We start from the raw sequence: 21,154 nt of genomic DNA, 5'->3' as shown, positions 1-21,154 counted from the left end.
CATGTCTGACGAATTCTCGGTTGAAAGCGTCTATGCAGAACTCCTGGGCCGTGCCCCGGAAAACAAGATGGAACCGCGCCTTGCTCCCTTGTTCCGTGCCATGGACGTGCTGGGGGAGCCGAACAAGGCTTACCCGATCATCCACATCACCGGCACCAACGGCAAGACGTCCACGGCCCGCATGATCGAAGCCGGACTTCGTGCCCACGGGCTGAGTACCGGCCGCTACACCAGCCCGCACCTGTCCAAAGTGACGGAGCGCATTAGCATTGACGGTGAGCCGGTGCCGGATGCGACCTTCGTGCGTATCTGGGACGAGATCCGTCCTTACCTGGAAATCGTGGATAGCGAACTTGTTGCCGATAACCAGCCGCGGCTGACCTACTTCGAATGCCTGACCATCCTGGGCTTCGCGGTGTTCGCCGACCAGCCCGTTGATGTTGCCGTCATGGAAGTTGGCCTTGGCGGCATCACCGATGCCACGAACGTCGGCGACGGCCAAGTCTCAGTGATCACGCCGATCTCCTTGGACCACACGGATCTCTTGGGTGACACCACTGAGGACATCGCCTACGAGAAGTCCGGCATCATCAAGCCGGGCGGCTTCCTGGTGAGCGCCGCTCAGCCGGTGGACGCTGCGCAGGTCCTGTTGGAGAAAGCCCGCGAAGTGGATGTGCCGTTCCGCTTCGAGGGCGTTGAATTCGGCGTGGAGTCCCGCAGCGTTGCCGTGGGGGGCCAGGTCCTGACTATTCAGGGCCTCGCAGGACGTTACGAAGACCTGCTGCTGCCCCTGCACGGTGCCCACCAGGCTGAGAACGCGGCTGTAGCCGTTGCGGCTTTGGAAGCATTCTTTGGCGGAGGAGAGAAAGAACTCGACGCCGATGTACTCAAGGAAGCCTTTGGCACCGTGACGTCACCCGGCCGGCTCGAAGTAGTGCGCACTGCGCCCACCGTCGTGGTGGACGCTGCGCACAACCCTGACGGAATCCGCGTCTCCTCCGAAGCAATCCAGGAGGCCTTCAGCTTCAGCAAGCTGGTGGTTGTAGTCGGAGTTCTGCGTGAAAAGGATGCCGAGGAGATCCTCAAGACCCTCAAGGAGTCCCTCGGCGGACTGGCCGAGGAATTCTGCTTCACCCAATCCAACTCGGCCCGCGCCGTGCCTGCAGCCGAACTTGCCGAACTCGCCGTCGACCTCGGATTCGGCGAGGACAACGTTCACATCGCCGAGAAGTTGGACGATGCCCTGGAGTGGGCTGTGGAACGCGCTGAATCCAACGATGACCTTGCAGGCGGCGTCCTGGTGACGGGTTCCATCACCGTGGTGGCCGAAGCAAGGATCCTGCTCGGAAAGGCAAGTGCCTAACATGGCGAAAATGACCAAGGCTCAGCGCGAATGGCGGCCCGGCATGCCCAAGAAGCGCCGGTCCACCAAAGTAATGTTCGCTTCCACCGTGCTCCTGCTTGAAGCGTTCGTCGCGTTCTTCGGTACTCTGGCGGTTTTCGGCTTGAGGCGCGGGGAAGTTGATCCGGGCATCATTTTGGGTGTCGGTATAGCACTGACGGTGGTGCTGGTTCTGGCCTGTGCCGTGCTCTCGAAGCCGTGGGGCATCGCCCTCGGCTGGGGGCTGCAGGTGGTGCTGATCCTGACGGGCTTCGCCGAACCCACTATGTTCATTGTGGGGATCCTGTTTGCCATCTGCTGGTGGTACGGAATCAGGGCTGGAATGCGGATTGACCGCGAGGTGGCACAACGTGACCGCGAGCAGGCCGAATGGGACGCAGCCCATGGTGACCAAGCAGACCCGCAAACCCCGTAAACTGGCTGGGAAAACCACCGACCAACCATATTGGAGCAACTGTGAGCATTGAACGGACCCTTGTTCTGGTCAAGCCCGACGGCGTCGCCCGCAACCTGGGCGGAACCATCCTCGCCCGGATCGAAGCCAAGGGCTACACCCTGGCGGAGCTGAAGAAGGTCAACGCGACCCGTGAGCTGCTTGAGCAGCACTACGAGGAACACGTGGGCAAGCCGTTCTATGAGCCACTGGTTGAGTTCATGCTGAGCGGACCGGTCATCGCAGCAGTCTTCGAAGGCCACCGCGTGATCGAAGGCTTCCGCTCGCTGGCCGGAACTACGGATCCCACGACGGCTGCGCCTGGCACCATCCGCGGTGACTTCGGCCGCGACTGGGGCCTGGCAGTCCAGCAGAACCTCGTCCACGGCTCGGATTCAGTCGACTCTGCCGAACGTGAGATCAAGATCTGGTTCAAGGGCTAAGCAAAGCCCTTCGGGAAAAAAGTTAAGGCCAATGTTCTTCGTGAACATTGGCCTTAACTGTTTTACGGCGAGTGGTGGTTCTACGCTGTGGACGGCACGAAGAGGTGCATGAAAGAGAAGAAAATAGTGGCGATGACGGCCACATACAGCAGGGCAACGATGATCCAGCCTGAACCGGACAGCAGCTTGACCACTGCGGGTGGCGCCTTGATGACCCCGCTGGTGACGTTGCGGATGGTCACCCAGACGAAAAGCGGGATCATGGCGGCCCACACCACCATGCAGAACGGGCACAGAACATGGATTGCGTAGAGGGCCTGCGACCACAGCCACACAACAAAGGCGAACCCGAGGGTCACGCCGGCTTGGAGACCCAGCCAGTAACCCCGTGAATACTTAGCTCCGGCGAGGATGCCCATGGCCGTAGTGATGATCACAGCAAAGGCGACGATGCCGATGAACATGTTAGGGAAACCGAACACAGAGCTCTGCGGTGTCTGCATCACGGCACCGCAGGAGATAAAGGGATTTACATCGCACACGGTTACATGGTTGGGATCCTTGAGCACCTCAAGTTTCTCCAGTACCAGGGCTCCGGACGCCAACCATCCAATAACACCGGTGATCAGCAACAGCCAGGCAAAGGGCCTGTCCCGGACCGTCGCGGGAAGGGAGTCCTGAGGGGTGGACATGTCCTCCACATGGACTGTGGCTTGATTGGCCAGGTTTTCCCTGGCGGTGCTTGGCATCGTGGATGTGGTCCTTTTCGACAAATGGCCCGGCAAGCCGGGAAGGGCTCTTGGGAGGATTGTAACTCCGAAGACTGGGCGCCGCCCCCAGCTTCGCTGGCGGAGTACCGCGACACAGCGGCCTTCGCCGCGAATGTGCAGGGGTGTGAGAGAATGAACATGGCCGGACGTCGATCCACATTCGACACCCGGTCCGGTGACTTTGTTCCCAAGACCGCCAGTATGAGCTGGGCATGCCCGGATCACGTGATCCTCGGTGGGCCCGCCATGACAATGGACGGCACCTGGTTGTGGCAGCAGAACAACGGGTTCCAGAATAAAGCCGCCGGCCTTCCAGGGCTGCCGCACCCCAATGCTGGTGCGAACCGGGAGGCATACTGCCGACTTCTGTCAACGCCTGCGGGTTTTGACAATATTTGCTCCACTGGGCGCCGGATGTGGCGGCGTCGCTGGGGCAGGAGTGTTGCCACATATGGATAATGACCAGGTTGTAGCCGTTAATGACGAGGCAGCTCCCGCGGAAACTGCGGAAGCGCCCAAGAAAGCCACCAGGACCCGGCGCAAGGCAGCGCCGAAGGTTGCTGCTGACGTAGAGGCGCCTGCGGCTGACACGCCGGCGCCGGAAGCGACCCCGGAGGCCACCAAAGCGCCGGTGCGCCGCACCCGCTCCCGCAAGAAGGCAGAGCCTGCCGAGCCTTTGCCCGGTTTGGGGGATGACGCCACTGCCGCGCCCGAAGCCGCCGCAGAAGCCGCGCCCGAAGCGATGGCCGAACCTGCCCCCGAAAAGCCGGTCCGCCGCCGTCGTACCGCCAAGCCCAAAGCTGAGGTAGCCGAGGCACCCGCAGCTGCGGAAGCCGTGGCGGACAGCACGACGCCGGAAAAGGCCTCCCAGCCCGAGGCACCTGCCGCTGAAGCAGCTGCAGACGAGGCTGAAGCCCAAGCCGCCACCGAGGAACCCGCCGAGGAAGCCGCTGCTGCCGCCTCCACATCATTGTTCATGGAGCCGGTTTCCATCACGTCCATGATCTTCCAGGCCCCGGACCTCACCACCGTTCCCCGCGTTGCCCCGGTTGAAGAAAAAGCCGAGGAGCCCGAAGAAGAAGCCGAAGTCCCTGCCGACGGCGAGCTGGAAGACGCTGGTAGCCGTCGTCGTCGCAGAAGCCGTGGCCGCCGTGGTCGCCGCGGAACCGAACGCGATGAGAACGAGGCCGAGGACGGCACCGAGACTGACGATGAAGAAGCGCCGGCACCTGAAGCCCTTGAGGAAGGCGTGACGTCTCGTCGTCGTCGCCGTCGTCGTCGTGGAGACCAGGATCTTGAACTGACGGGCGGCGCTGATGATGATCCGCCCAACACGGTCACCCGCGTCCGTGCCCCCCGCCCCATCACCGAGACAGCTCCGTCAAACCGCGTGACCGGTGTCAAGGGCTCCACCCGGTTGGAGGCCAAGAAGCAGCGGCGCCGTGAGTCCCGGGAGACCGGACGCCGCCGCCAGGTCATCACCGAGGCCGAGTTCCTTGCCCGCCGCGAATCGGTGGACCGTCAAATGATCGTTCGCCAGCGCGACGACAGAATCCAGATCGGTGTCCTGGAAGACGGTGTGCTCGCCGAGCACTTCGTGTCCAAGACCCAGCAGGACTCCCTGATCGGCAACGTGTACTTGGGCAAGGTCCAGAACGTGCTGCCGTCCATGGAAGCTGCTTTCGTGGACATCGGACGCGGCCGCAACGCCGTCCTGTACGCCGGTGAAGTCAACTGGGACGCGGTCAACCTCGAAGGCCAGCCGCGCCGGATCGAGAACGCCCTGAAGTCCGGAGACTCCGTCCTGGTTCAGGTCACCAAAGACCCCGTGGGTCACAAGGGTGCCCGCCTCACCAGCCAGATCTCCTTGCCCGGCCGCTACCTTGTGTACGTGCCCGGTGGTTCTATGACCGGCATCTCCCGCAAGCTGCCCGACGTCGAACGCAACCGACTCAAGCGCATCCTGAAGGACCGCCTGCCGGAAAACGCAGGTGTCATTGTCCGCACAGCCGCTGAGGGTGCGTCGGAAGAAGAGCTGACGCACGACATCAACCGTCTGCGTGCCCAGTGGGAAGGCATCGAAGGTCAGGCCTCCTCCACCAAGGTCCTTGCCCCTGAACTGCTGTACGGCGAACCGGACCTCACTATCAAGGTGGTCCGTGATGTCTTCAATGAGGACTTCTCCAAGCTGATCGTCTCCGGTGACGACGCCTGGGACACCATCGAGGCATACGTAACCTACGTTGCCCCTGATCTGGTGGGCCGCCTCGAAAAGTGGACCAAGGATCAGGACATCTTCGCTGCATGGCGCATCGACGAGCAGATCCATAAAGCCCTGGAACGTAAGGTCTTCCTCCCGTCCGGTGGTTCGTTGGTCATCGACCGTACCGAGGCCATGACTGTGGTGGACGTCAACACCGGCAAATTCACCGGCAGCGGTGGAAACCTTGAAGAAACGGTCACCAAAAACAACCTTGAAGCGGCCGAGGAAGTGGTGCGCCAGCTCCGTCTGCGCGACATCGGCGGCATCATCGTCATCGACTTCATCGACATGGTCCTCGAATCCAACCGCGACCTCGTCCTGCGACGCATGGTGGAGTGCCTGGGCCGGGACCGCACCAAGCACCAAGTGGCCGAGGTGACGTCCCTGGGCTTGGTCCAGATGACACGTAAGCGCATGGGCACCGGCCTTCTTGAGGTATTCGGTGAGCAGTGCGAGCATTGCGCCGGACGTGGCGTCGTCACTCATGACGAGCCCGTTGAACACCGGCGCGCCAACGTGGTGGCAGCCGAGCAACACCGCCCGCACTCCGAGGTACAGCAGCCAGCTGCACGGACGGAACGCAAACGCCGCCGCGGGAAGGGTGGGGGACAGGCCGTAGCCGAAACCCCTGCACAGGTCCATACGACCACGACTACCCCGGTTGCCCCCGCGACCCCGACTGAACCGCAGGATCCTGCCCGGCAGGCCAAGGCGGAGGCCACCAGGGCTGCCCTGGCAACCATTGCCGCTGCGGCGCACGCCGCGCACCTGCACGACGACGAAGTTCACCGTGCAGAAGAGCAGGCACGGGCGGCCGGCCAACACCAAGGGACGGCCGACGCCGGATCCGGAACCTCAGCCGGCAACGAAGCGGGGGCATCAGCACATGAAGCCGCCAACCGCGATGCAGCCGCCCAGGAAGCCAGGTCCACTCCGGTCCTGCGCTTCGGCGGAGAAGAAGTTGCGTTGCCGTTCGTGGAGCATCACGAGGAACCGCAGGCAAACAAGCCTGCCATGAGCCTGGACCTCCTGGCGGAAGCGTTCTCCCACCTTGGCGCCGCTCCGGCATCTGAGGAACAACCCGCTCCGCTGGCCGTACAGGAGCCTGCTGTGGCCCGGAAGGCTGACGCACCGGCGCGGGTTGAGGAAGATCCTGAGGCTTCGGCATCTCCGCAGGGTCGTCGTGGTCGTCGCAACCGCAGTGCCAGCCGGGCTCAGGGTGCGGCCAATGAAACCAGCGTCGAGCACCATGTGGTGACGGCCTCGGCCCCCCAGGGCTCGTCCCATGAGGCCAAGGCGCCCGTGGAGCCAGTCAAGAAGGCGCCGGCCTCCGAGCCCATCATTCTTGGGGTAGGGGTTCCAGCCTCGGAGCTTTAGTCACGGCCGAGCCGCTCTCCACGGCCAACATCGGCTGAAAGGGCCCTGCGCTACCTGCCTCCGGCGGTAGCGCAGGGCCCTTTCGCGTTGCCTTGAATCCGCGGCAGGGAACGCGTTCCACGGTCACATCCGGGCTCCCGGATGGTTCGGTACCTGCAGCACCAGGCTTCCCGGCTAGGCTAGGGGACTGACACGGGGTGCCGGGCGATGGGCCCGGCTGAGATCCAGACCCGTTGAACCTGTCCGGTTAGCACCGGCGAAGGGATGTCCTCATGACTGCATCACTACATTCATCTGTGTACCCGCTCCACTCGGTATACCCGCTGGACGCTCACACGTCAGCCCGCCAGGTCCCGCGCGTTCTCACTATTGCCGGTTCGGACCCTTCCGGCGGTGCCGGTATTCAGGCGGACCTGAAGAGCATTGCAGCGTTGGGTGGGTACGGCATGGCTGCCATTACGGCTCTCACCGCGCAAAACACAGTGGGGGTGAGCGCAGTCCACGTCCCTCCGGCGCATTTCCTGCGTCAGCAACTGGAAGCAATTAGCGGCGACATCATCGTTGATGCCGTCAAGATCGGAATGCTCGGCGATGCTGCCGTCATTGCCCAGGTCCGGGACTGGCTCGAAGAGGTGCGCCCCGCCGTCGTGGTTCTTGATCCGGTGATGGTGGCCACCAGTGGCGACCGGCTGCTGCGGGAGTCCGCGGAGAATGCCCTGCGTTCACTGCTACCCCTGGCCCACCTCATTACTCCCAATGTTCCTGAGCTTGCCATGCTGCTGGGGGAGCCTGAGGCAGCAGACTGGGCTTCGGCACTGGAGCAAGGCAAGCGGCTTGCTGCGGAGTACGGAAACACAGTTCTGGTCAAGGGTGGCCACTTGCCGGGCCCGGAATGCCCGGATGCCTTGGTGAACACCACAGGGCTTTTGTCACGGGATGTTGTGGAGGTATCAGGTCCCCGCGTGGCGACGCGCAACAGCCACGGAACCGGTTGCTCTCTTTCGTCCGCCCTGGCCACCGTCCAGGCCCGCACGGGCAACTGGGAAACATCACTGCGGGAAGTAAAGCCCTGGCTACTCGGAGCTTTGACAGCCTCGGCGGAACTCCAGGTAGGCCGGGGGAACGGTCCGGTGCATCACTTCCATCACCTCCAGCGAGCGTCAGCCCCGGGCGCCTTCGCTGCGGCTTTGTGGGAGGCGGCCGTTCCGGAACTCGAATCCATTCATGGACTTCCCTTTATTCAGCAACTCCAATCCGGCGAACTCCTTGAACGTGATTTCACTTACTACCTCGCCCAGGATGCGATCTACCTCAACGGGTACTCCCGGGTCTTGGCACGTGCCGGCGCCCTGGCCCCCACGGAAGAAGAGCAACTGTTCTGGGCCAGGTCATCGCAGCAATGCCTGGAGGTAGAGTCGGAGTTGCACAGGACGTGGCTAAGCAGCCGTGAAGCGCCGACCGCACTGGGGCCGGTCACCAAGTCCTACGTGGACCATTTGCTGGCAACGTCCGCTTCCGGCAGTTACGCCGTGGTTCTCGCCGCAATACTTCCTTGCTTCTGGTTGTACGCGGAGGTGGGGCGGCAGCTCCATGCCAATTACCTGAATGCGGGCGCCGCGGCGGACCATGCGTATGCCGACTGGCTGACGACCTACGCTGACGAGGACTTCGCCGCGGCAACGCGGAAAGCGATCAGCCTCACGGATGCTGCGGCGGTCGCGGCTTCTGATACGGAGAGGGCCGCGATGATGGAGGCCTTCACCCAGTCCTGCCGTTACGAGACCGCATTCTTCGATGCTCCCAGGCTGTTTGCCTGAGTTTGCCGGGCGTCACTTTGGCAGGGTTCCCTTGGGCGGATTCGATGCGATTGCGGGGACACTTCCGCGCGTCGCTGGCCGAATCGCGTTAATCTCGCGCAAACACGGTAGGCTGTATGGGCACGGTGCCGGGAGAGTCCGTATCAACTGGTGACGCAAGTCACGAGGTAGCCTCCGGACTCGGCCTCATTTGCAGACGAAGGTCAAACTAGCGTAATCTTGATCTTCGGTGCTTACGCCAACACTTGGGTTATGCCCCTTGGAATTGTTCATGGGATGACTCGCGGGCTTCGATCAGAAGTCCACGGCGTTGAGGCACAGCGCGAACCAGGCCTGATTCCGGTTCAAGGTTCCGCACGCAAATTTTGTAATAAACGTCGAGAGAAGTGAGTACCCAAGTGGTGTACGCGATTGTCCGCGCAGGCGGCCGCCAAGAAAAAGTTTCCGTTGGAGACTACGTAACGCTGAACCGCGTCCCCGGTGGAGCCGGTAGCACGCTTGAGCTGCCCGCATTGCTCCTGGTTGACGGCGACAAGGTCACTTCCGCTGCTGCGGAACTGGCCAACGTCAAGGTCACGGCTGAGATCCTCGAAGACCTCCGTGGTCCGAAGATCGTCATCCAGAAGTTCAAGAACAAGACCGGCTACCGGAAGCGTCAGGGTCACCGTCAGGAACTGACCAAGATCAAGATCACCAGCATCGCGTAACTTTCGTTACCGCTGTTCAGGTTTTTCAGTTTCCCCAGAAATTTAGAGGCAGGCATTTCACATGGCACACAAAAAAGGCGCGAGTTCCACTCGCAACGGTCGTGACTCCAACGCTCAGTACCTGGGCGTCAAGCGTTTCGGTGGTCAGGTAGTTTCCGCTGGCGAGATCATCGTTCGCCAGCGTGGAACCCACTTCCACCCGGGTGCAGGCGTCGGTCGCGGTGGCGACGACACCCTGTTCGCACTGCAGGCCGGTGCGGTTGAGTTTGGTACTCGCCGCGGCCGTCGCGTAGTGAACATCGTTGCTGCTGCAGCTGCAGAGTAACAACAAGTTCTGAACCGGTGGAGCGGGCCAAACGGCCCGCTCCACCGTTCTTTTAACCGCATTACAATCGACTAGGGCGCCGTAGCGCACTGGTTTTTGCAACAGCGCTGGCAACAGCAACAAACGCTGTAAGACAGCAACTGAGGAGATCCACGTGGCGAGCTTTGTAGACCGGGTAGTCCTGCACGTATCCGGCGGAACCGGCGGCCACGGCTGTGTCTCTGTCAAGCGTGAGAAGTTCAAGCCCCTCGGCGGCCCTGACGGCGGCAACGGCGGCAACGGTGGCGATGTCATCCTTCGCGTCTCCGCCCAGACCACAACGCTGCTCGACTACCACCACGCTCCCCACCGCCACGCCACCAACGGCGGCCCAGGCATGGGTGACTGGCGAGGCGGCAAGAACGGTGAAACCCTGATTCTTCCCGTGCCCGATGGCACCGTGGTCAAGACCAAGGACGGCGAAGTCCTGGCTGACCTCGTTGGCGAGGGCACTGAGTACATTGCGGCCGCTGGTGGCCAAGGCGGCCTCGGCAACGCATCCCTTTCATCGCAGAAGCGCCGGGCGCCGGGCTTTGCCCTGCTGGGCATCGAAGGTGAATCCAGCGACATCGTCCTGGAACTGAAGTCCATCGCAGACATCGCCTTGGTCGGTTTCCCCTCTGCCGGTAAGTCGAGCCTCATTGCGGCCATGTCTGCTGCCCGGCCCAAGATTGCCGACTATCCCTTCACCACCCTCATTCCCAACCTTGGTGTGGTGCAGGCCGGCGACGTGCGCTTCACCATCGCCGATGTTCCCGGCCTGATCGAAGGCGCCAGCGAAGGCAAGGGCTTGGGCCATAACTTCCTGCGGCACGTAGAGCGCTGCGCTGCGCTGGTTCACGTCCTTGATTGCGGAACCCTTGAATCAGACCGTGATCCCCTTTCCGACCTCGCCATCATCGAAGCCGAACTCGAGAAGTACGCGGTAGACATGAGCTATGCCGGCGTTGACGGTGAAGTGGTGCCACTGAATGAGCGCCCCAAGTTGGTAGTCCTCAACAAGGTGGATCTTCCTGACGGCAAGGATATGGCCGAGTTCGTCCGTCCGGACCTTGAAGCCCGCGGATACCGAGTTTTTGAAGTCTCGGCAACAAGCCACGAAGGTTTGCGTCAGCTCGGCTTTGCCATGGCTGAGATCGTCCAAGCAGCACGTAACGCCGTGCAGACCGCGCCTCCCAAGGTGGCACCTCCCGTCCTGCGTCCGCGCGCCGTCAACGAGTCCGGATTCAAAATCCGCCGCGAGGAGAAGAACCTCGAGCCCCTGTTCCGCGTATTGGGTGAAAAGCCTGTGCGCTGGGTCAAGCAGACTGACTTCACCAACGAGGAAGCCATTGGCTACCTTGCCGATCGTCTTGCCAAGCTTGGTGTGGAAACTGAGCTGTTCAAGGTTGGCGCCAAGCCCGGCGACACCGTGGTCATCGGTGAAGACGATGGCGTGGTGTTCGACTGGGAGCCCACCATGATGGCCGGCGCTGAACTCCTTGCAACGCCCCGCGGGACTGACATCCGCGTCGCGGACATCGGTGACCGTCCCACACGTTCACAGAAGCGCGATGAGCAGATCGAGCGCCGTGAGGCCAAGGCTGCCGCGAGGGCCGAGCTCGAAGCGGAGCGCAAGGCTGGTATCTGGACCGAATCCGTCAGTGGTCGGCGCGCGCAGGCAGTGAAGGAAAGTCACCTGGATTCCGGTGATGACGACTAGGACTGTCGACGCTCCGGACACAGCAGAAGGCCTTGAACGTCAAGCCCTCGCCAACGCCAAGCGAATTGTTGTCAAAGTGGGGTCATCCTCGCTGACCAGCATCAAGGGTGGCATCTCCGAGAAGTCCCTCACCGGGCTGGTAAATGCTCTTGCTGACAAGCGCAATGCAGGCACGGAGATCATCCTGGTGTCCTCGGGTGCCATCGCCGCCGGTCTTGCCCCCTTGGGTTTGGCCAAGCGGCCTAAAGACCTGGCCACGCAGCAGGCTGCCGCGAGTGTTGGGCAGGGCCTCCTGATGGCACGGTACACGCAGGCGTTCAGCGCCCACGGCGTGACCGTCAGTCAGGTTCTGCTGACTGCCGATGACCTCATGCGCCGAACGCAGCACACCAATGCATTCCGGGCGCTGGACAGATTGTTGAACCTCGGCGTGGTGCCGGTAGTCAATGAGAACGACACCGTGGCCACCCATGAGATCCGCTTCGGCGACAACGATCGCCTGGCTGCCTTGGTGGCGCACCTGGTTCGCGCCGACGCGCTCGTGCTGCTCTCCGACGTCGACGCCCTCTACGACGGCCCGCCTTCCCAAGGCGCCCAACGCATTCCGCTGGTCCGAGGTCCGCGGGACCTTGAGGATGTGACCATCGGCAAGGCAGGCAAAGCCGGCGTAGGAACCGGCGGCATGATGACCAAAGTGGAAGCTGCGTCCATTGCTGCCGGCTCGGGCATCCATGCCTTGGTCACGTCCACGGCCAACGCTGCGGCAGCCTTGTCCGGCGGGGATGTGGGAACCTGGTTCTCCGTGAATGGCAATCGCAAGCCGGTCCGCCTCCTCTGGTTGGCGCACCTGGCCACGGTCCAGGGCCGGTTGATGCTCGACGACGGCGCAGTGAAAGCCGTGCGCGACCGGCACAGGTCACTCCTTCCCGCAGGCATTTCGGACATCAGCGGTGACTTCGAAGCCGGCGACCCCATTGAGATGGTTGCCCACGACGGAACGGTGGTGGCGCGCGGCTTGGTGAATTACTCTTCCGATGAACTCCCGCGCATGTTGGGCCGCACCACCCAGGAGCTGGGCCAAGCCATGGGCCGCGGCTATGACCGCGAAGTTGTTCATGTTGATGATCTGGTGCTCCTGAGGGCATCGCGCTCATCTAAACTTGGAGCATGACTGAAGCGCTGACCCCTGACGCCCCTGTGATCTCTGATGTTTCCGGTACCCCCGGCCAGACGCCGGAGAACCCTGCAGCAGGCGGCGCGCCGTTGTCACCGGAAGATGTCCAGGCTGCCGTTCACGCCATAGCGGACCGCTCCCGTAAGGCTGCCCGCCGTATGGGACAGGCAAACCGCGCATGGAAAGACCGCGCGCTGCGCGCCATCGGAGCTGCCTTAGTGGAGAACCGGAAGCATGTATTGGAAGCCAATGCCAAGGATGTCGCCGTAGGCCGGGCAAACGGCACCTCAGCAGCACTCCTGGACCGTTTGACCTTGACCCCCGCCCGTATTGACGGCTTGGTGGCTGCTTTGGAAAACCTGGCCGGATTGCCCGATCCTGTGGGCAACGTGGTCCGGGGCCAGACACTTCCCAATGGACTGCGCCTGCGCCAAGTAAACGTCCCCATGGGTGTTGTGGCCGCCATTTATGAGGCCCGGCCGAACGTCACAGTAGATATTGCCGGCCTTGCATTGAAGAGCGGCAACGCTGTGATCCTTCGTGGAGGTTCCGCCGCGGCCAACACCAACGAGGCACTTGTCCGGATTCTTCGCGAAGCGTTGGATTCCGTTGGCCTGCCCGCTGACGCGGTGCAGACCGTGGACCAGTACGGCCGCGAAGGAGCCAACGTGCTGATGCGAGCCCGCGGCCGTGTGGATGTCCTCATTCCCCGCGGTGGGCGCGATCTCATCCAAACGGTGGTGACCAACTCTTCCGTGCCTGTCATTGAAACCGGCGAAGGGAATGTCCATATCTTCATCGACGAGTCCGCGGGTGAAGAGATGGCCGTAGAGATCCTCCTCAACGCCAAAACTCAGAGGCCCAGCGTCTGCAACACCGTGGAGACCCTGCTGGTGCATTCCGGGTCCACGGTTCTGCCTGCCGTTGCCAAAGCCTTGCGTTCGGCCGGTGTCACCCTCCACGTGGATGATCGGATCGCTGCTGCTTTGGGCAAGGACGTGGAAACCGTTCCTGCCGACGACGAGGACTGGGCCACCGAGTACATGGATCTCGATCTGGCCGTCGCTATGGTGGACAGCTTGGATGAAGCAGTCAACCACATCCGTACCTGGACCACCGGACACACTGAAGCGATCCTCACCAACAACCTGGCAAACGCTGAGAAGTTCATCGCGGACATAGATTCCGCAGCTGTGATCGTCAATGCCTCCACCCGGTTCACTGACGGCGGCGAGCTAGGCCTCGGAGCCGAGGTGGGTATTTCCACCCAGAAGTTGCACGCCCGGGGTCCCATGGGCCTCACGGAGCTGACCACCACCAAGTGGATCGTCCAGGGCGAGGGCCAGATCCGCGGCTAGCAACGCGGTAACATAGAACAGAAGTCCGGAACGGCGGGGAGTCCCGCCGTCGAAAAATCCTTTGAGAACCAACTAGGGGAGAAGATGCTGTTTCAGCAGATCGCCACGTCCATTGCCGCCCAAACTGAAGGCGGCCACGAGGAACTCGCTCCGCTGTGGGCCGAGCCGTGGGTCTTCGGCGCAGTGATGTTCGCCCTCATGCTGGTTCTCCTGTTCATAACCCTCGCCTACACCAACCTTGGCAACCGCCATGAGGCTGTGGAAGAGCACGCCGATCCGCACCGCCAGCACCCGAACAAGCACACGCACGGCCAAGGCCACTAACATTATCGCCGCAACACCGCGTGGGGAGGCGGGGCGCAGGCTCCGGCTGGGCGTGATGGGTGGAACGTTCGATCCCATTCATCACGGCCACCTTGTTGCTGCCAGTGAAGTGGCAGCGAAGTTCGGCCTGGATGAAGTGGTCTTCGTACCCACAGGCCAGCCGTGGCAGAAGTCCCACAAGCTGGTCAGCAGGCCTGAGCACCGCTACCTGATGACGGTCATCGCTACAGCCTCCAATCCCCGGTTCACTGTAAGCCGGGTGGATGTTGACCGTCCGGGGCCTACTTTTACCATTGATACCCTCCGCGATCTCCGTGCAGAGCGTCCTGACGCCGACCTTTTCTTCATCACCGGCGCAGACGCTTTGGCTCAGATCCTTTCGTGGAAGGACGTGGACGAGTTGTGGTCCTTGGCCCACTTCGTTGGCGTTACCCGTCCAGGGCATGAACTGCACGACATGGGCAGGGATGACGTCAGCTTGTTGGAAGTTCCTGCCATGGCAATCTCCTCCACGGATTGCAGGACCCGCGTGGGTGCAGGGAATCCGGTTTGGTACCTCGTGCCTGACGGAGTGGTGCAATACATCGCAAAGTATGGACTGTACGCGGCGCCACCCATCGAAGCAGATCTGACACCCGCACTGTCCGGATCAGACGACCAAGCACGTACTGAATGAGTTTTGAATGAGCAGCCAGGACCAGCGACCCATCCGCAGCAGGCGTGAGCTTCGGCGTGCCCGTGAAGAGCGCCCCGAGGAACAGCACGTGGATATTTCCGCGCCTGAGAAGGTAGAGAATCCTCCACATGCCGACCGTCCGAACGGCCGCAATCGCCGCGCCGCCGATGTTCCGGTGGATGCCGTAGGGCCTGCGGCCCAGGAACGGTCCTCCCAGATCCGTGCCCGGGATCGTGCCGCGCTGCGCACCATCAAGGAGCTGGCCGACAAGGAGGAGCAGCTCTCCGGTGGGGGCCCGCCCACGCGTCGCCAGCTGCGCCTCCAGCAACTTCAGGCTGAAGTTGCCACCTCCATGAATCCGATTGTCCCCATGCCTGCCGGCTCGTCCGCTGCGCCCGCGCCAGCCAAGCAACAGACTGCAAAGGATGCGGCCAAAGAGGACGAAACCGCACAAGAGGCACCCCAGCCGGAAGCCGCCAACAAGCCTTCCAGCGCTCCCGCGGAGTCCGAAATGTCCGTGGAACAGGCGCTTGCAGTTCGGCAACTGATCGCCGCCCAGGTGGAAAACCAGACGGCTAAGCTGGAACATATCGCCGAGCAGGATCCCTTGGCCGTGGATCCTGATGTGCTGGCTCAGCAGATTGCCCTCGCGGAGCGTGCTGCAGTCTTGAACAAGCGTGCTGCTGCCAAGCAGAAGCTTGCTGAGAAGACCCAGGTGGATTCCGGAAAGACCACCTCGGATTCCGGTAAGACCCCTTCGGGTTCCGGCGGGAACGGGAAGTCGCCCACGGCGGACGCAGGACCGTCCACGGCAAACAACCTCGCGATGGTGACTCCACTGGAGTTCGTGAAGATGCCGGGGATTGAGCGTCCCGTCATGAAGCGCCCCAGCACCACGTTTGTTCCGCTGATTACCTCAGCCGGGCCTACAGTCGACTCCGGACAAACCCAGGCCAAAAAGTCGGGATCCCGTGGCCGCGCCGGCGTTCTGGCCCGTGCAGAGGCGGTAGCGAAATCGGCAAGGAAACGTCCTGAGCCGGCGGGGGAGCCCAACGAAGAAGCCCAGCGCACACCAGTTTCGGCCAGCGCGGCGTACGGCCTTGATCCTTTGGATGCCAACACTGCGGGCTTGGCCCGCGCTCAACGTAACAGGCTGTTGCAATTCGGCGTCCTGGCGCTGGGCCTTGTGGCCCTCATCGTCGGCATCATCATGATCACCAGCGGCTAGTTCCGCTGGAGAGTAACTATCGCTGCAAAATGGCTCACGAACTATCGCTGTACAAATGGCTCACGCCAAACACAGGCCATTGGCCACAACAAGGAGTACCCCGTGTCTGCACATGAACAATCCATCACACTCGCTCGTCACGCTGCGCGTGCCGCGGCTGAGAAGCTTGCCGAGGACATCGTCGCATTGGATGTCAGCGAGCGTTTGGCGCTCACTGACGTTTTCCTGATTGCGTCGGCTCCCACCGAGCGTCAGGTCAACGCCATTGTTGACGGTATTGAGGAAGAACTGATGAAGCAGGACCTTCGTCCTGTACGCCGCGAGGGCCGGTCCGAAGGTCGTTGGGTCCTCTTGGACTATGCCGACATCGTGATCCACGTCCAGCACTCCGAGGACCGGGTGTTCTACGCCTTGGAGCGGCTCTGGAAGGACTGCCCTGTGGTGGACCTCGAATTGGGCGATGACGCTTCTGCCAAGGCTGTTACCGCGGAGGATTCCGGGCACTAGGAGCAGCAGCCTGCCGAAATATGTCCGATTTGGAATTTTCGGAAATGCTGTTCTAAGATATTTGAGTTGCTTCGGCGCGGGTAGCCGAAAAGCTGATCGCGAAGCAGCAAGAATATGGGGCTGTGGCGCAGCTGGTAGCGCACCTGCATGGCATGCAGGGGGTCAGGGGTTCGAGTCCCCTCAGCTCCACCAACGAGGTCCTGTCTTTTTCATGAATCATGAAGAAGGCAGGACCTTTTCGCGTTGGAAAAACGTCCCCGCGGAAAACTGGCTAGTTGGAACTGGTTGGCTGTAGAGCCGGCAGCATGAACTCCCACATCTGTTCGATCCTCAGCAGGACGTCTTCACGTGATGTAAGGACCTCGGAAACCATCTGAACTCCAGTGAAGGATGCAACCAGATATCTGGCAAAGGCGGCGGCATCCAGGTCGGCACGGACGGTGCCGTCCGTGGCTGCCTGTCGCAGCAGCTGCTCCGCTGTGTTGATCCAATCCTGGTAGGGGCCCGAGACGTCAGCGTCGAACGCGGAGGCTTCGAAAGTCAGTCGTATGCCGCCTTGGACCACGGGTTCGTCCAGGAGTTGTTGCCCGAACATCCTGCAGAGGCCTATGAGCCTGTCTAAGGCGGGGGCTTCCGAGGCTGCTATTTCAGATCCTGCCGCCTGAACGATTGCGTGCTGTTCCTCGATGACAGCCAATGCCAACTCCCGCTTCGAGGTGAAGTGGAAGTAGAGCGCACCCCTGGTGACGCCGGCGCGCTTGGTGATGTCGGTCAGGCTTGCGTTGCCGTAACCGATTTCCGCGAAAACCCGGGCGGCACCTTCAATGACGGAAAGCCTGGTGTCTTTCGCACGTTGTTGCATCGGTGGTGGGTGGCCTCTCGGGTGAGTCAGGAGACGGAGGGGTGGGCCGCCGTCGAGACTCCACAACGCTACCACCGGGGGCGCGACGGGCCTCAGCAATCCTAAACCGACTGAACGGTTTGGTTTTAGTGCCAGGAAATTCTAGACTTCAGGGGGAGCCATGCCGTTTGGTTGAGGGCGGCTCCGGCGCAGCTGGTTTTGGGGGGAGGTGCGGTGGAATGATCCAACGCACCTCGGCTGCGGCAACCTCGGCGGGCCAACCTATCGCGGTGATGCAGGTCATATTCAGACGATTTCGCTTCTCAAGCGATTGTGGTTAGTATTGACGAGTTGCTTCGACGGGAAGAGAAATCATTCCGCTTGGAAGTAGCGGATTTGCACTATAAATCCGGGGCTGTGGCGCAGCTGGTAGCGCACCTGCATGGCATGCAGGGGGTCAGGGGTTCGAGTCCCCTCAGCTCCACTTCGGTTGAAAGACCCCGCTCATTGAGCGGGGTCTTTTTCGTTGTCCGTGTGGATTCGGGGTTACTCGGCGGGGCGCGCGAATTCGGCGCCGCTGACAAACTCGACGCCTTGGAACGGTTGGTCGCCCACCACGCGGGCGTTATGACCCGGCGGGATGCTGTAGGAATCACCGGCTGAAATGTTGATCTTGCCGCCGTCGGTGGTTTCTACTTCCAAGTTGCCGGAAACGCAGAATCCTACGTGGCTCAATTCGCACGAGTCGGTGCCCACTACAGGTTTGACGCAGTCGGCCCACGTCCAGCCTGGTTCGAAGGTCATCCGGCCGATTGTGTATTCGCCCACGGTGACGAGGTCCAGCACCGTCTTGTTGGGTCGCCTCGTTTCGTCGGGAGAGTTGTGGGACTTTACTTCAAGGTTCGTGACAACATTGACACTCATGGCTTCTCACAGAGGGAGGGGGAGCCCAAATGATGGGTAGATCCCGGTGCCTGGCTCCAAGGGTCGCCGTGACCTGTGCCTGCCGCCTCCGTGGTTCCCACCGGAAGGCGTGACAGGTGTTTGCGTCCTGCAAGCACTAGGTTCCTCCCACGCCACCGTAAAGTCGAGACAGTTATGCATGAAAGCGAGAAACTCAACGTGACGGCAATGGATGTTGAAGCGCTCTTGGGCAGGTTGAGTAGGCTTCCTGACGTCGAGGCGGACAACCTTCAGGCTTTTGATGCCACAGACAGGCTCCTGCTGGAGACGGCTACAGATCTGGTTGGCCCCGACTCCAAGGTGGTTGTCATTGGCGACCGCTACGGCGCCCTGACGTTGGGCGCCCTGGCAGGACTCGCCGTCGGGCATGTACGCGTAAACCAGGATCTGTTCTCCGGAAGGCTGGCGCTGGAACGCAACGCAGTTTCTGCCGGCTTGGAGGGTCGCTTCACCGGACACGAGCTGAGCCGGGAGCTATTGGACGACGCCGACGTAGTGCTTTTGCAGTTGCCTAAGTCGCTGGCTGAGTTGGAGGAAATCGCCGACGCCGTAGCCAGGTTTGCTGCCCCGGATGCGGTCCTGCTCGCCGGAGGTCGCGTCAAGCACATGTCGCTCGGCATGAATGCAGTCCTGGAACGGTACTTCGCATCAGTCCAGCCGCAACTTGCCCGGCAAAAGTCCCGGGTTCTGGTGGCGCGTGAGCCCAAAGCAGCGCCGAATGATCACCCTTTTCCGGTGGTGGAGTCCCTTCCGGAATTGGGGATTACGGTTTGTGCGCATGGCGCTGCTTTCTCCGGCGCACGCCTGGACATTGGCACGCGCTACTTGCTGACCTTCATGGACCGTATACCGGCTGCCCGGCAGGCTGTTGACCTCGGTTGCGGGACCGGTATCCTCGCCACGATGTACGCACTTCGCCATCCGGATGCCCTTGTGGTCGCCACCGACCAATCCGCTGCGGCCGTCGCTTCAGCAAAGGCAACAGCGAAGGCCAACGGACTGGGGGAGCGGGTGGCAGTGATCCACGATGACGCCATGTCCACCCTTGAACCAGGCAGCGCGGACCTCATCCTGCTGAACCCGCCGTTCCACTTGGGCGCCAGTGTTCACGCCGGCGCAGCTCTGAAAATGTTCCAGGCTGCTGCGCGGGTTCTCGCCCCTGGTGGAGAGCTGTGGACCGTCTACAACAGCCATCTGCAGTACCGCGCGGCACTTGAACGGCATATCGGGCCGACGGTGGAGGAAGGCCGGAATCCAAAATTCACGGTAACGCGGAGTCGGAAGTCTTAAGCGGTGCCATCAAGGATCTGAGCACATGGCTGCCGCTGGCACACTCAACCGGCATCGTTACCAAGCCCTGATGCCGGTGTCAGCGTGTGCTCATATCCCCAACGGCGGCGGTATCGTACGATTCAGACAAAGACCAACTTCGACGAAGTTCATCCCAATGACTAGGGGCATCAGTGACTGAGATCCGGCAGCCGACACCGAGGCGCGGAACCAACCTTCCCCGCATGGGGGACTTTAATCTAACTGTCATTCTGGAGGCGATCCGCCGCTCATCAGGTGGGCTCAGCCGTGTGGAGTTGGCTCAGATCGTGGGACTTTCCCCGCAGACCATTTCCAACATTTCCAGGCGTCTGCTGGATCAGCAGTTGATCGTGGAGGCCGGCAAGGAGGGCTCTGGTCCGGGTAAGCCCAGGACCATCCTGCGCCTGAACCCGGCCGGAATGTACGCTGTGGGCGTTCATCTGGATCCGGCAGTCATCACCTTCGTAGTTCTGGACCTGCTGGGTGAGGTCGTCAAGCATTCCCGGATGGCAACTCCCGGTGGTGATCCGGCCGGGGTGATCACCAGCATCGCCGGGCAGATCAATATCCTCATTGAGGAATCAGGGGTCGATGCGTCCAAGATTGCCGGGCTGGGCGTTGCTGTCCCCGGACCCATCGACCTTGACGAAGGCTCGGTGGTGGAGCCTCCGCTCCTGACACGGTGGAACCGTGTGCGCATCCGGGAGGCCTTAGCCGAGGCCACCGGCATGGAAACCTTGGTGGACAAGGACGTGACCAGTGCTGCCGTTGCGGAAACCTGGGCAGGCGGCGCCAGCGGTGCAGGCAGCTTCGTGTTCATGTACATGGGAACAGGCATCGGCTGCGGCATTGTCCTCAATGATGAAGTAGTGCGCGGGACCTCGGGCAATGCCGGCGAAATCGGCCACATCGTGGTGGACCCGCAGGGTCCGCTGTGTGATTGCGGACTGCGTGGCTGCGTAAAGTCTTCCTGCATCCCGCAGGTGCTGGTGGCCGAAGCCGAAGCCGCTGGTGTGCTGGAAGGGCATCGGGCTGGTGCGGACGGCCCCGAAGTCCAGGAACGGTATGCCCAGTTGTGCGACGCAGCCGACGCCGGTGACGGCAGGGCAATCGCCATCTTGGACAAGTCCGCAACCCTCGTTGCGCGTGCCGTGTCCATAGTGACCAACACCCTGGACGTGGAGCGCGTCGTTTTCGGTGGCCCGTTCTGGGGGCGGATGTCGCCCTACTTCATGGAACGTGTTCCGGAACTGTTGGACAAAAACAACGCGGCCCGCATGATCCACGATCTCGAAGTTGTGGGATCTGGCGTGGGCGAGGACGTTGGAGCCATCGGTGCCGCCTGCCTGGTTTTGGAGCACATGCTGGCACCACGGGCGCAAAGGCTCCTGCTGGAGGGCTAGTTAGTAGTAGGACAACTGAATAACCATACGGCTCGGCCACGTCGCAGGTGTGTCACGGTGAAGTATGGGGGCTGTAGCCACGTTCGACTGA

The 21,154-nt window shown here is 61.9% G+C and carries 19 protein-coding genes, 2 tRNA genes and 1 riboswitch; of the genes, 18 read left to right on the top strand and 3 right to left on the bottom strand.

Translation table 11 applies throughout. From position 1 onward, the window contains the following. Window position 1 precedes the first annotated feature (1 nt). From LDN70_RS12120 to ndk, 3 genes are read left to right on the top strand one after another with little or no spacing between them, the layout of a single operon-like run. On the top strand, window positions 2-1,363 hold the full coding sequence (locus tag LDN70_RS12120) for a bifunctional folylpolyglutamate synthase/dihydrofolate synthase (RefSeq protein ID WP_223940425.1): 1,362 nt from the start codon (window positions 2-4) through the stop codon (window positions 1,361-1,363). 1 nt (window position 1,364) lies between these two features. Continuing rightward, window positions 1,365-1,817, top strand: coding sequence for a DUF4233 domain-containing protein (locus LDN70_RS12115; RefSeq protein ID WP_166840513.1), 453 nt, complete (start codon window positions 1,365-1,367; stop codon window positions 1,815-1,817). 41 nt (window positions 1,818-1,858) lie between these two features. Then, on the top strand, window positions 1,859-2,278 hold the full coding sequence (gene ndk / locus LDN70_RS12110; protein ID WP_142939004.1) for a nucleoside-diphosphate kinase: 420 nt from the start codon (window positions 1,859-1,861) through the stop codon (window positions 2,276-2,278). A gap of 80 nt (window positions 2,279-2,358) precedes the next feature. Here ndk and LDN70_RS12105 read toward each other — a convergent pair whose 3' ends face one another. Continuing rightward, complete coding sequence (locus LDN70_RS12105; RefSeq protein WP_142939005.1) at window positions 2,359-3,027, bottom strand: vitamin K epoxide reductase family protein; 669 nt, start codon at window positions 3,025-3,027, stop codon at window positions 2,359-2,361. Window positions 3,028-3,499: 472 nt separating this feature from the next. Between LDN70_RS12105 and LDN70_RS12100 the strand changes: the two genes are divergently transcribed. From LDN70_RS12100 to LDN70_RS12045, 12 genes are all read left to right on the top strand, one after another. Continuing rightward, a complete protein-coding gene (locus tag LDN70_RS12100; RefSeq protein ID WP_223940424.1) occupies window positions 3,500-6,688 on the top strand; it encodes an Rne/Rng family ribonuclease in 3,189 nt (1,062 codons plus the stop codon). A 183-nt stretch (window positions 6,689-6,871) separates the two neighbouring features. Further along, window positions 6,872-6,970, top strand: a riboswitch (TPP riboswitch). Next, the gene (gene thiD, locus LDN70_RS12095) at window positions 6,961-8,505 is read left to right on the top strand and encodes a bifunctional hydroxymethylpyrimidine kinase/phosphomethylpyrimidine kinase (protein WP_223940423.1); all 1,545 of its coding nucleotides are present in this window, start codon (window positions 6,961-6,963) and stop codon (window positions 8,503-8,505) included. (Overlaps the previous riboswitch by 10 nt.) A gap of 398 nt (window positions 8,506-8,903) precedes the next feature. After that, the gene (rplU, locus tag LDN70_RS12090; protein WP_018777818.1) at window positions 8,904-9,212 is read left to right on the top strand and encodes a 50S ribosomal protein L21; all 309 of its coding nucleotides are present in this window, start codon (window positions 8,904-8,906) and stop codon (window positions 9,210-9,212) included. 61 nt (window positions 9,213-9,273) lie between these two features. Next, a complete protein-coding gene (gene rpmA, locus LDN70_RS12085) occupies window positions 9,274-9,537 on the top strand; it encodes a 50S ribosomal protein L27 (RefSeq protein ID WP_003803426.1) in 264 nt (87 codons plus the stop codon). A 154-nt stretch (window positions 9,538-9,691) separates the two neighbouring features. Beyond that, a complete protein-coding gene (gene obgE, locus LDN70_RS12080) occupies window positions 9,692-11,278 on the top strand; it encodes a GTPase ObgE (protein WP_142939008.1) in 1,587 nt (528 codons plus the stop codon). Then, window positions 11,268-12,449, top strand: coding sequence for a glutamate 5-kinase (gene proB / locus LDN70_RS12075; RefSeq protein WP_223940422.1), 1,182 nt, complete (start codon window positions 11,268-11,270; stop codon window positions 12,447-12,449). The genes obgE and proB overlap by 11 nt, the downstream gene beginning before the upstream one ends. Beyond that, entirely contained in the window at window positions 12,446-13,810 is a 1,365-nt protein-coding gene (locus LDN70_RS12070; protein WP_142939010.1) for a glutamate-5-semialdehyde dehydrogenase, read from the top strand. Before proB ends, LDN70_RS12070 begins: the two co-directional genes overlap by 4 nt. 84 nt (window positions 13,811-13,894) lie before the next feature. Further along, entirely contained in the window at window positions 13,895-14,134 is a 240-nt protein-coding gene (locus LDN70_RS12065) for a hypothetical protein (protein WP_223940421.1), read from the top strand. 55 nt (window positions 14,135-14,189) lie between these two features. Continuing rightward, window positions 14,190-14,810: a nicotinate-nucleotide adenylyltransferase gene (gene nadD, locus LDN70_RS12060; RefSeq protein WP_250821229.1), complete on the top strand. Its 621-nt coding sequence runs from the start codon at window positions 14,190-14,192 to the stop codon at window positions 14,808-14,810. A 7-nt stretch (window positions 14,811-14,817) separates the two neighbouring features. Then, window positions 14,818-16,038, top strand: a complete 1,221-nt coding sequence (locus LDN70_RS12055; protein ID WP_223940420.1) for a hypothetical protein — start codon at window positions 14,818-14,820, stop codon at window positions 16,036-16,038. Between the two features lie 102 nt (window positions 16,039-16,140). Then, window positions 16,141-16,545: a ribosome silencing factor gene (gene rsfS, locus LDN70_RS12050; RefSeq protein WP_142939014.1), complete on the top strand. Its 405-nt coding sequence runs from the start codon at window positions 16,141-16,143 to the stop codon at window positions 16,543-16,545. A gap of 116 nt (window positions 16,546-16,661) precedes the next feature. After that, window positions 16,662-16,737, top strand: a tRNA-Ala gene (locus LDN70_RS12045). Window positions 16,738-16,816: 79 nt separating this feature from the next. Here LDN70_RS12045 and LDN70_RS12040 read toward each other — a convergent pair. Then, the gene (locus LDN70_RS12040; RefSeq protein ID WP_223940419.1) at window positions 16,817-17,407 is read right to left on the bottom strand and encodes a ScbR family autoregulator-binding transcription factor; all 591 of its coding nucleotides are present in this window, start codon (window positions 17,405-17,407) and stop codon (window positions 16,817-16,819) included. Between the two features lie 390 nt (window positions 17,408-17,797). Between LDN70_RS12040 and LDN70_RS12035 the strand changes: the two genes are divergently transcribed. Continuing rightward, window positions 17,798-17,870: transfer RNA gene (locus LDN70_RS12035), tRNA-Ala, on the top strand. 62 nt (window positions 17,871-17,932) lie between these two features. Here LDN70_RS12035 and LDN70_RS12030 read toward each other — a convergent pair. Then, window positions 17,933-18,310, bottom strand: coding sequence for a cupin domain-containing protein (locus LDN70_RS12030; RefSeq protein WP_223940418.1), 378 nt, complete (start codon window positions 18,308-18,310; stop codon window positions 17,933-17,935). 174 nt (window positions 18,311-18,484) lie between these two features. Here LDN70_RS12030 and LDN70_RS12025 point away from each other — a divergent pair, with 174 nt between their 5' ends. Continuing rightward, complete coding sequence (locus tag LDN70_RS12025) at window positions 18,485-19,639, top strand: class I SAM-dependent methyltransferase (protein ID WP_223940417.1); 1,155 nt, start codon at window positions 18,485-18,487, stop codon at window positions 19,637-19,639. 224 nt (window positions 19,640-19,863) lie between these two features. Further along, a complete protein-coding gene (locus LDN70_RS12020; protein ID WP_166840522.1) occupies window positions 19,864-21,063 on the top strand; it encodes an ROK family transcriptional regulator in 1,200 nt (399 codons plus the stop codon). Window positions 21,064-21,154 lie beyond the last annotated feature (91 nt).

The sequence above is a fragment of the Arthrobacter sp. StoSoilB22 genome (genome assembly GCF_019977315.1).
In the GTDB taxonomy this organism is placed as follows: domain Bacteria; phylum Actinomycetota; class Actinomycetes; order Actinomycetales; family Micrococcaceae; genus Arthrobacter.
Note: the sequence above shows the minus strand (reverse complement) of the source record. Positions and strands in the feature narration are given on the sequence as shown.

Bases quoted from the DNA above. Each gene is read 5' to 3' on its own strand.
- nadD (WP_250821229.1), top strand. From the start codon at position 14,190: ATGGGTGGAACGTTCGATCCCATTCATCACGGCCACCTTGTTGCTGCC.
- LDN70_RS12025 (WP_223940417.1), top strand. From the start codon at position 18,485: ATGCATGAAAGCGAGAAACTCAACGTGACGGCAATGGATGTTGAAGCG.
- LDN70_RS12070 (WP_142939010.1), top strand. From the start codon at position 12,446: ATGACTGAAGCGCTGACCCCTGACGCCCCTGTGATCTCTGATGTTTCC.
- LDN70_RS12105 (WP_142939005.1), bottom strand. From the start codon at position 3,027: ATGCCAAGCACCGCCAGGGAAAACCTGGCCAATCAAGCCACAGTCCAT.
- LDN70_RS12055 (WP_223940420.1), top strand. From the start codon at position 14,818: ATGAGCAGCCAGGACCAGCGACCCATCCGCAGCAGGCGTGAGCTTCGG.
- rpmA (WP_003803426.1), top strand. From the start codon at position 9,274: ATGGCACACAAAAAAGGCGCGAGTTCCACTCGCAACGGTCGTGACTCC.
- LDN70_RS12020 (WP_166840522.1), top strand. From the start codon at position 19,864: ATGGGGGACTTTAATCTAACTGTCATTCTGGAGGCGATCCGCCGCTCA.
- LDN70_RS12115 (WP_166840513.1), top strand. From the start codon at position 1,365: ATGGCGAAAATGACCAAGGCTCAGCGCGAATGGCGGCCCGGCATGCCC.
- LDN70_RS12120 (WP_223940425.1), top strand. From the start codon at position 2: ATGTCTGACGAATTCTCGGTTGAAAGCGTCTATGCAGAACTCCTGGGC.
- LDN70_RS12030 (WP_223940418.1), bottom strand. From the start codon at position 18,310: ATGAGTGTCAATGTTGTCACGAACCTTGAAGTAAAGTCCCACAACTCT.
- LDN70_RS12100 (WP_223940424.1), top strand. From the start codon at position 3,500: ATGGATAATGACCAGGTTGTAGCCGTTAATGACGAGGCAGCTCCCGCG.
- thiD (WP_223940423.1), top strand. From the start codon at position 6,961: ATGACTGCATCACTACATTCATCTGTGTACCCGCTCCACTCGGTATAC.
- LDN70_RS12065 (WP_223940421.1), top strand. From the start codon at position 13,895: ATGCTGTTTCAGCAGATCGCCACGTCCATTGCCGCCCAAACTGAAGGC.
- proB (WP_223940422.1), top strand. From the start codon at position 11,268: ATGACGACTAGGACTGTCGACGCTCCGGACACAGCAGAAGGCCTTGAA.
- LDN70_RS12040 (WP_223940419.1), bottom strand. From the start codon at position 17,407: ATGCAACAACGTGCGAAAGACACCAGGCTTTCCGTCATTGAAGGTGCC.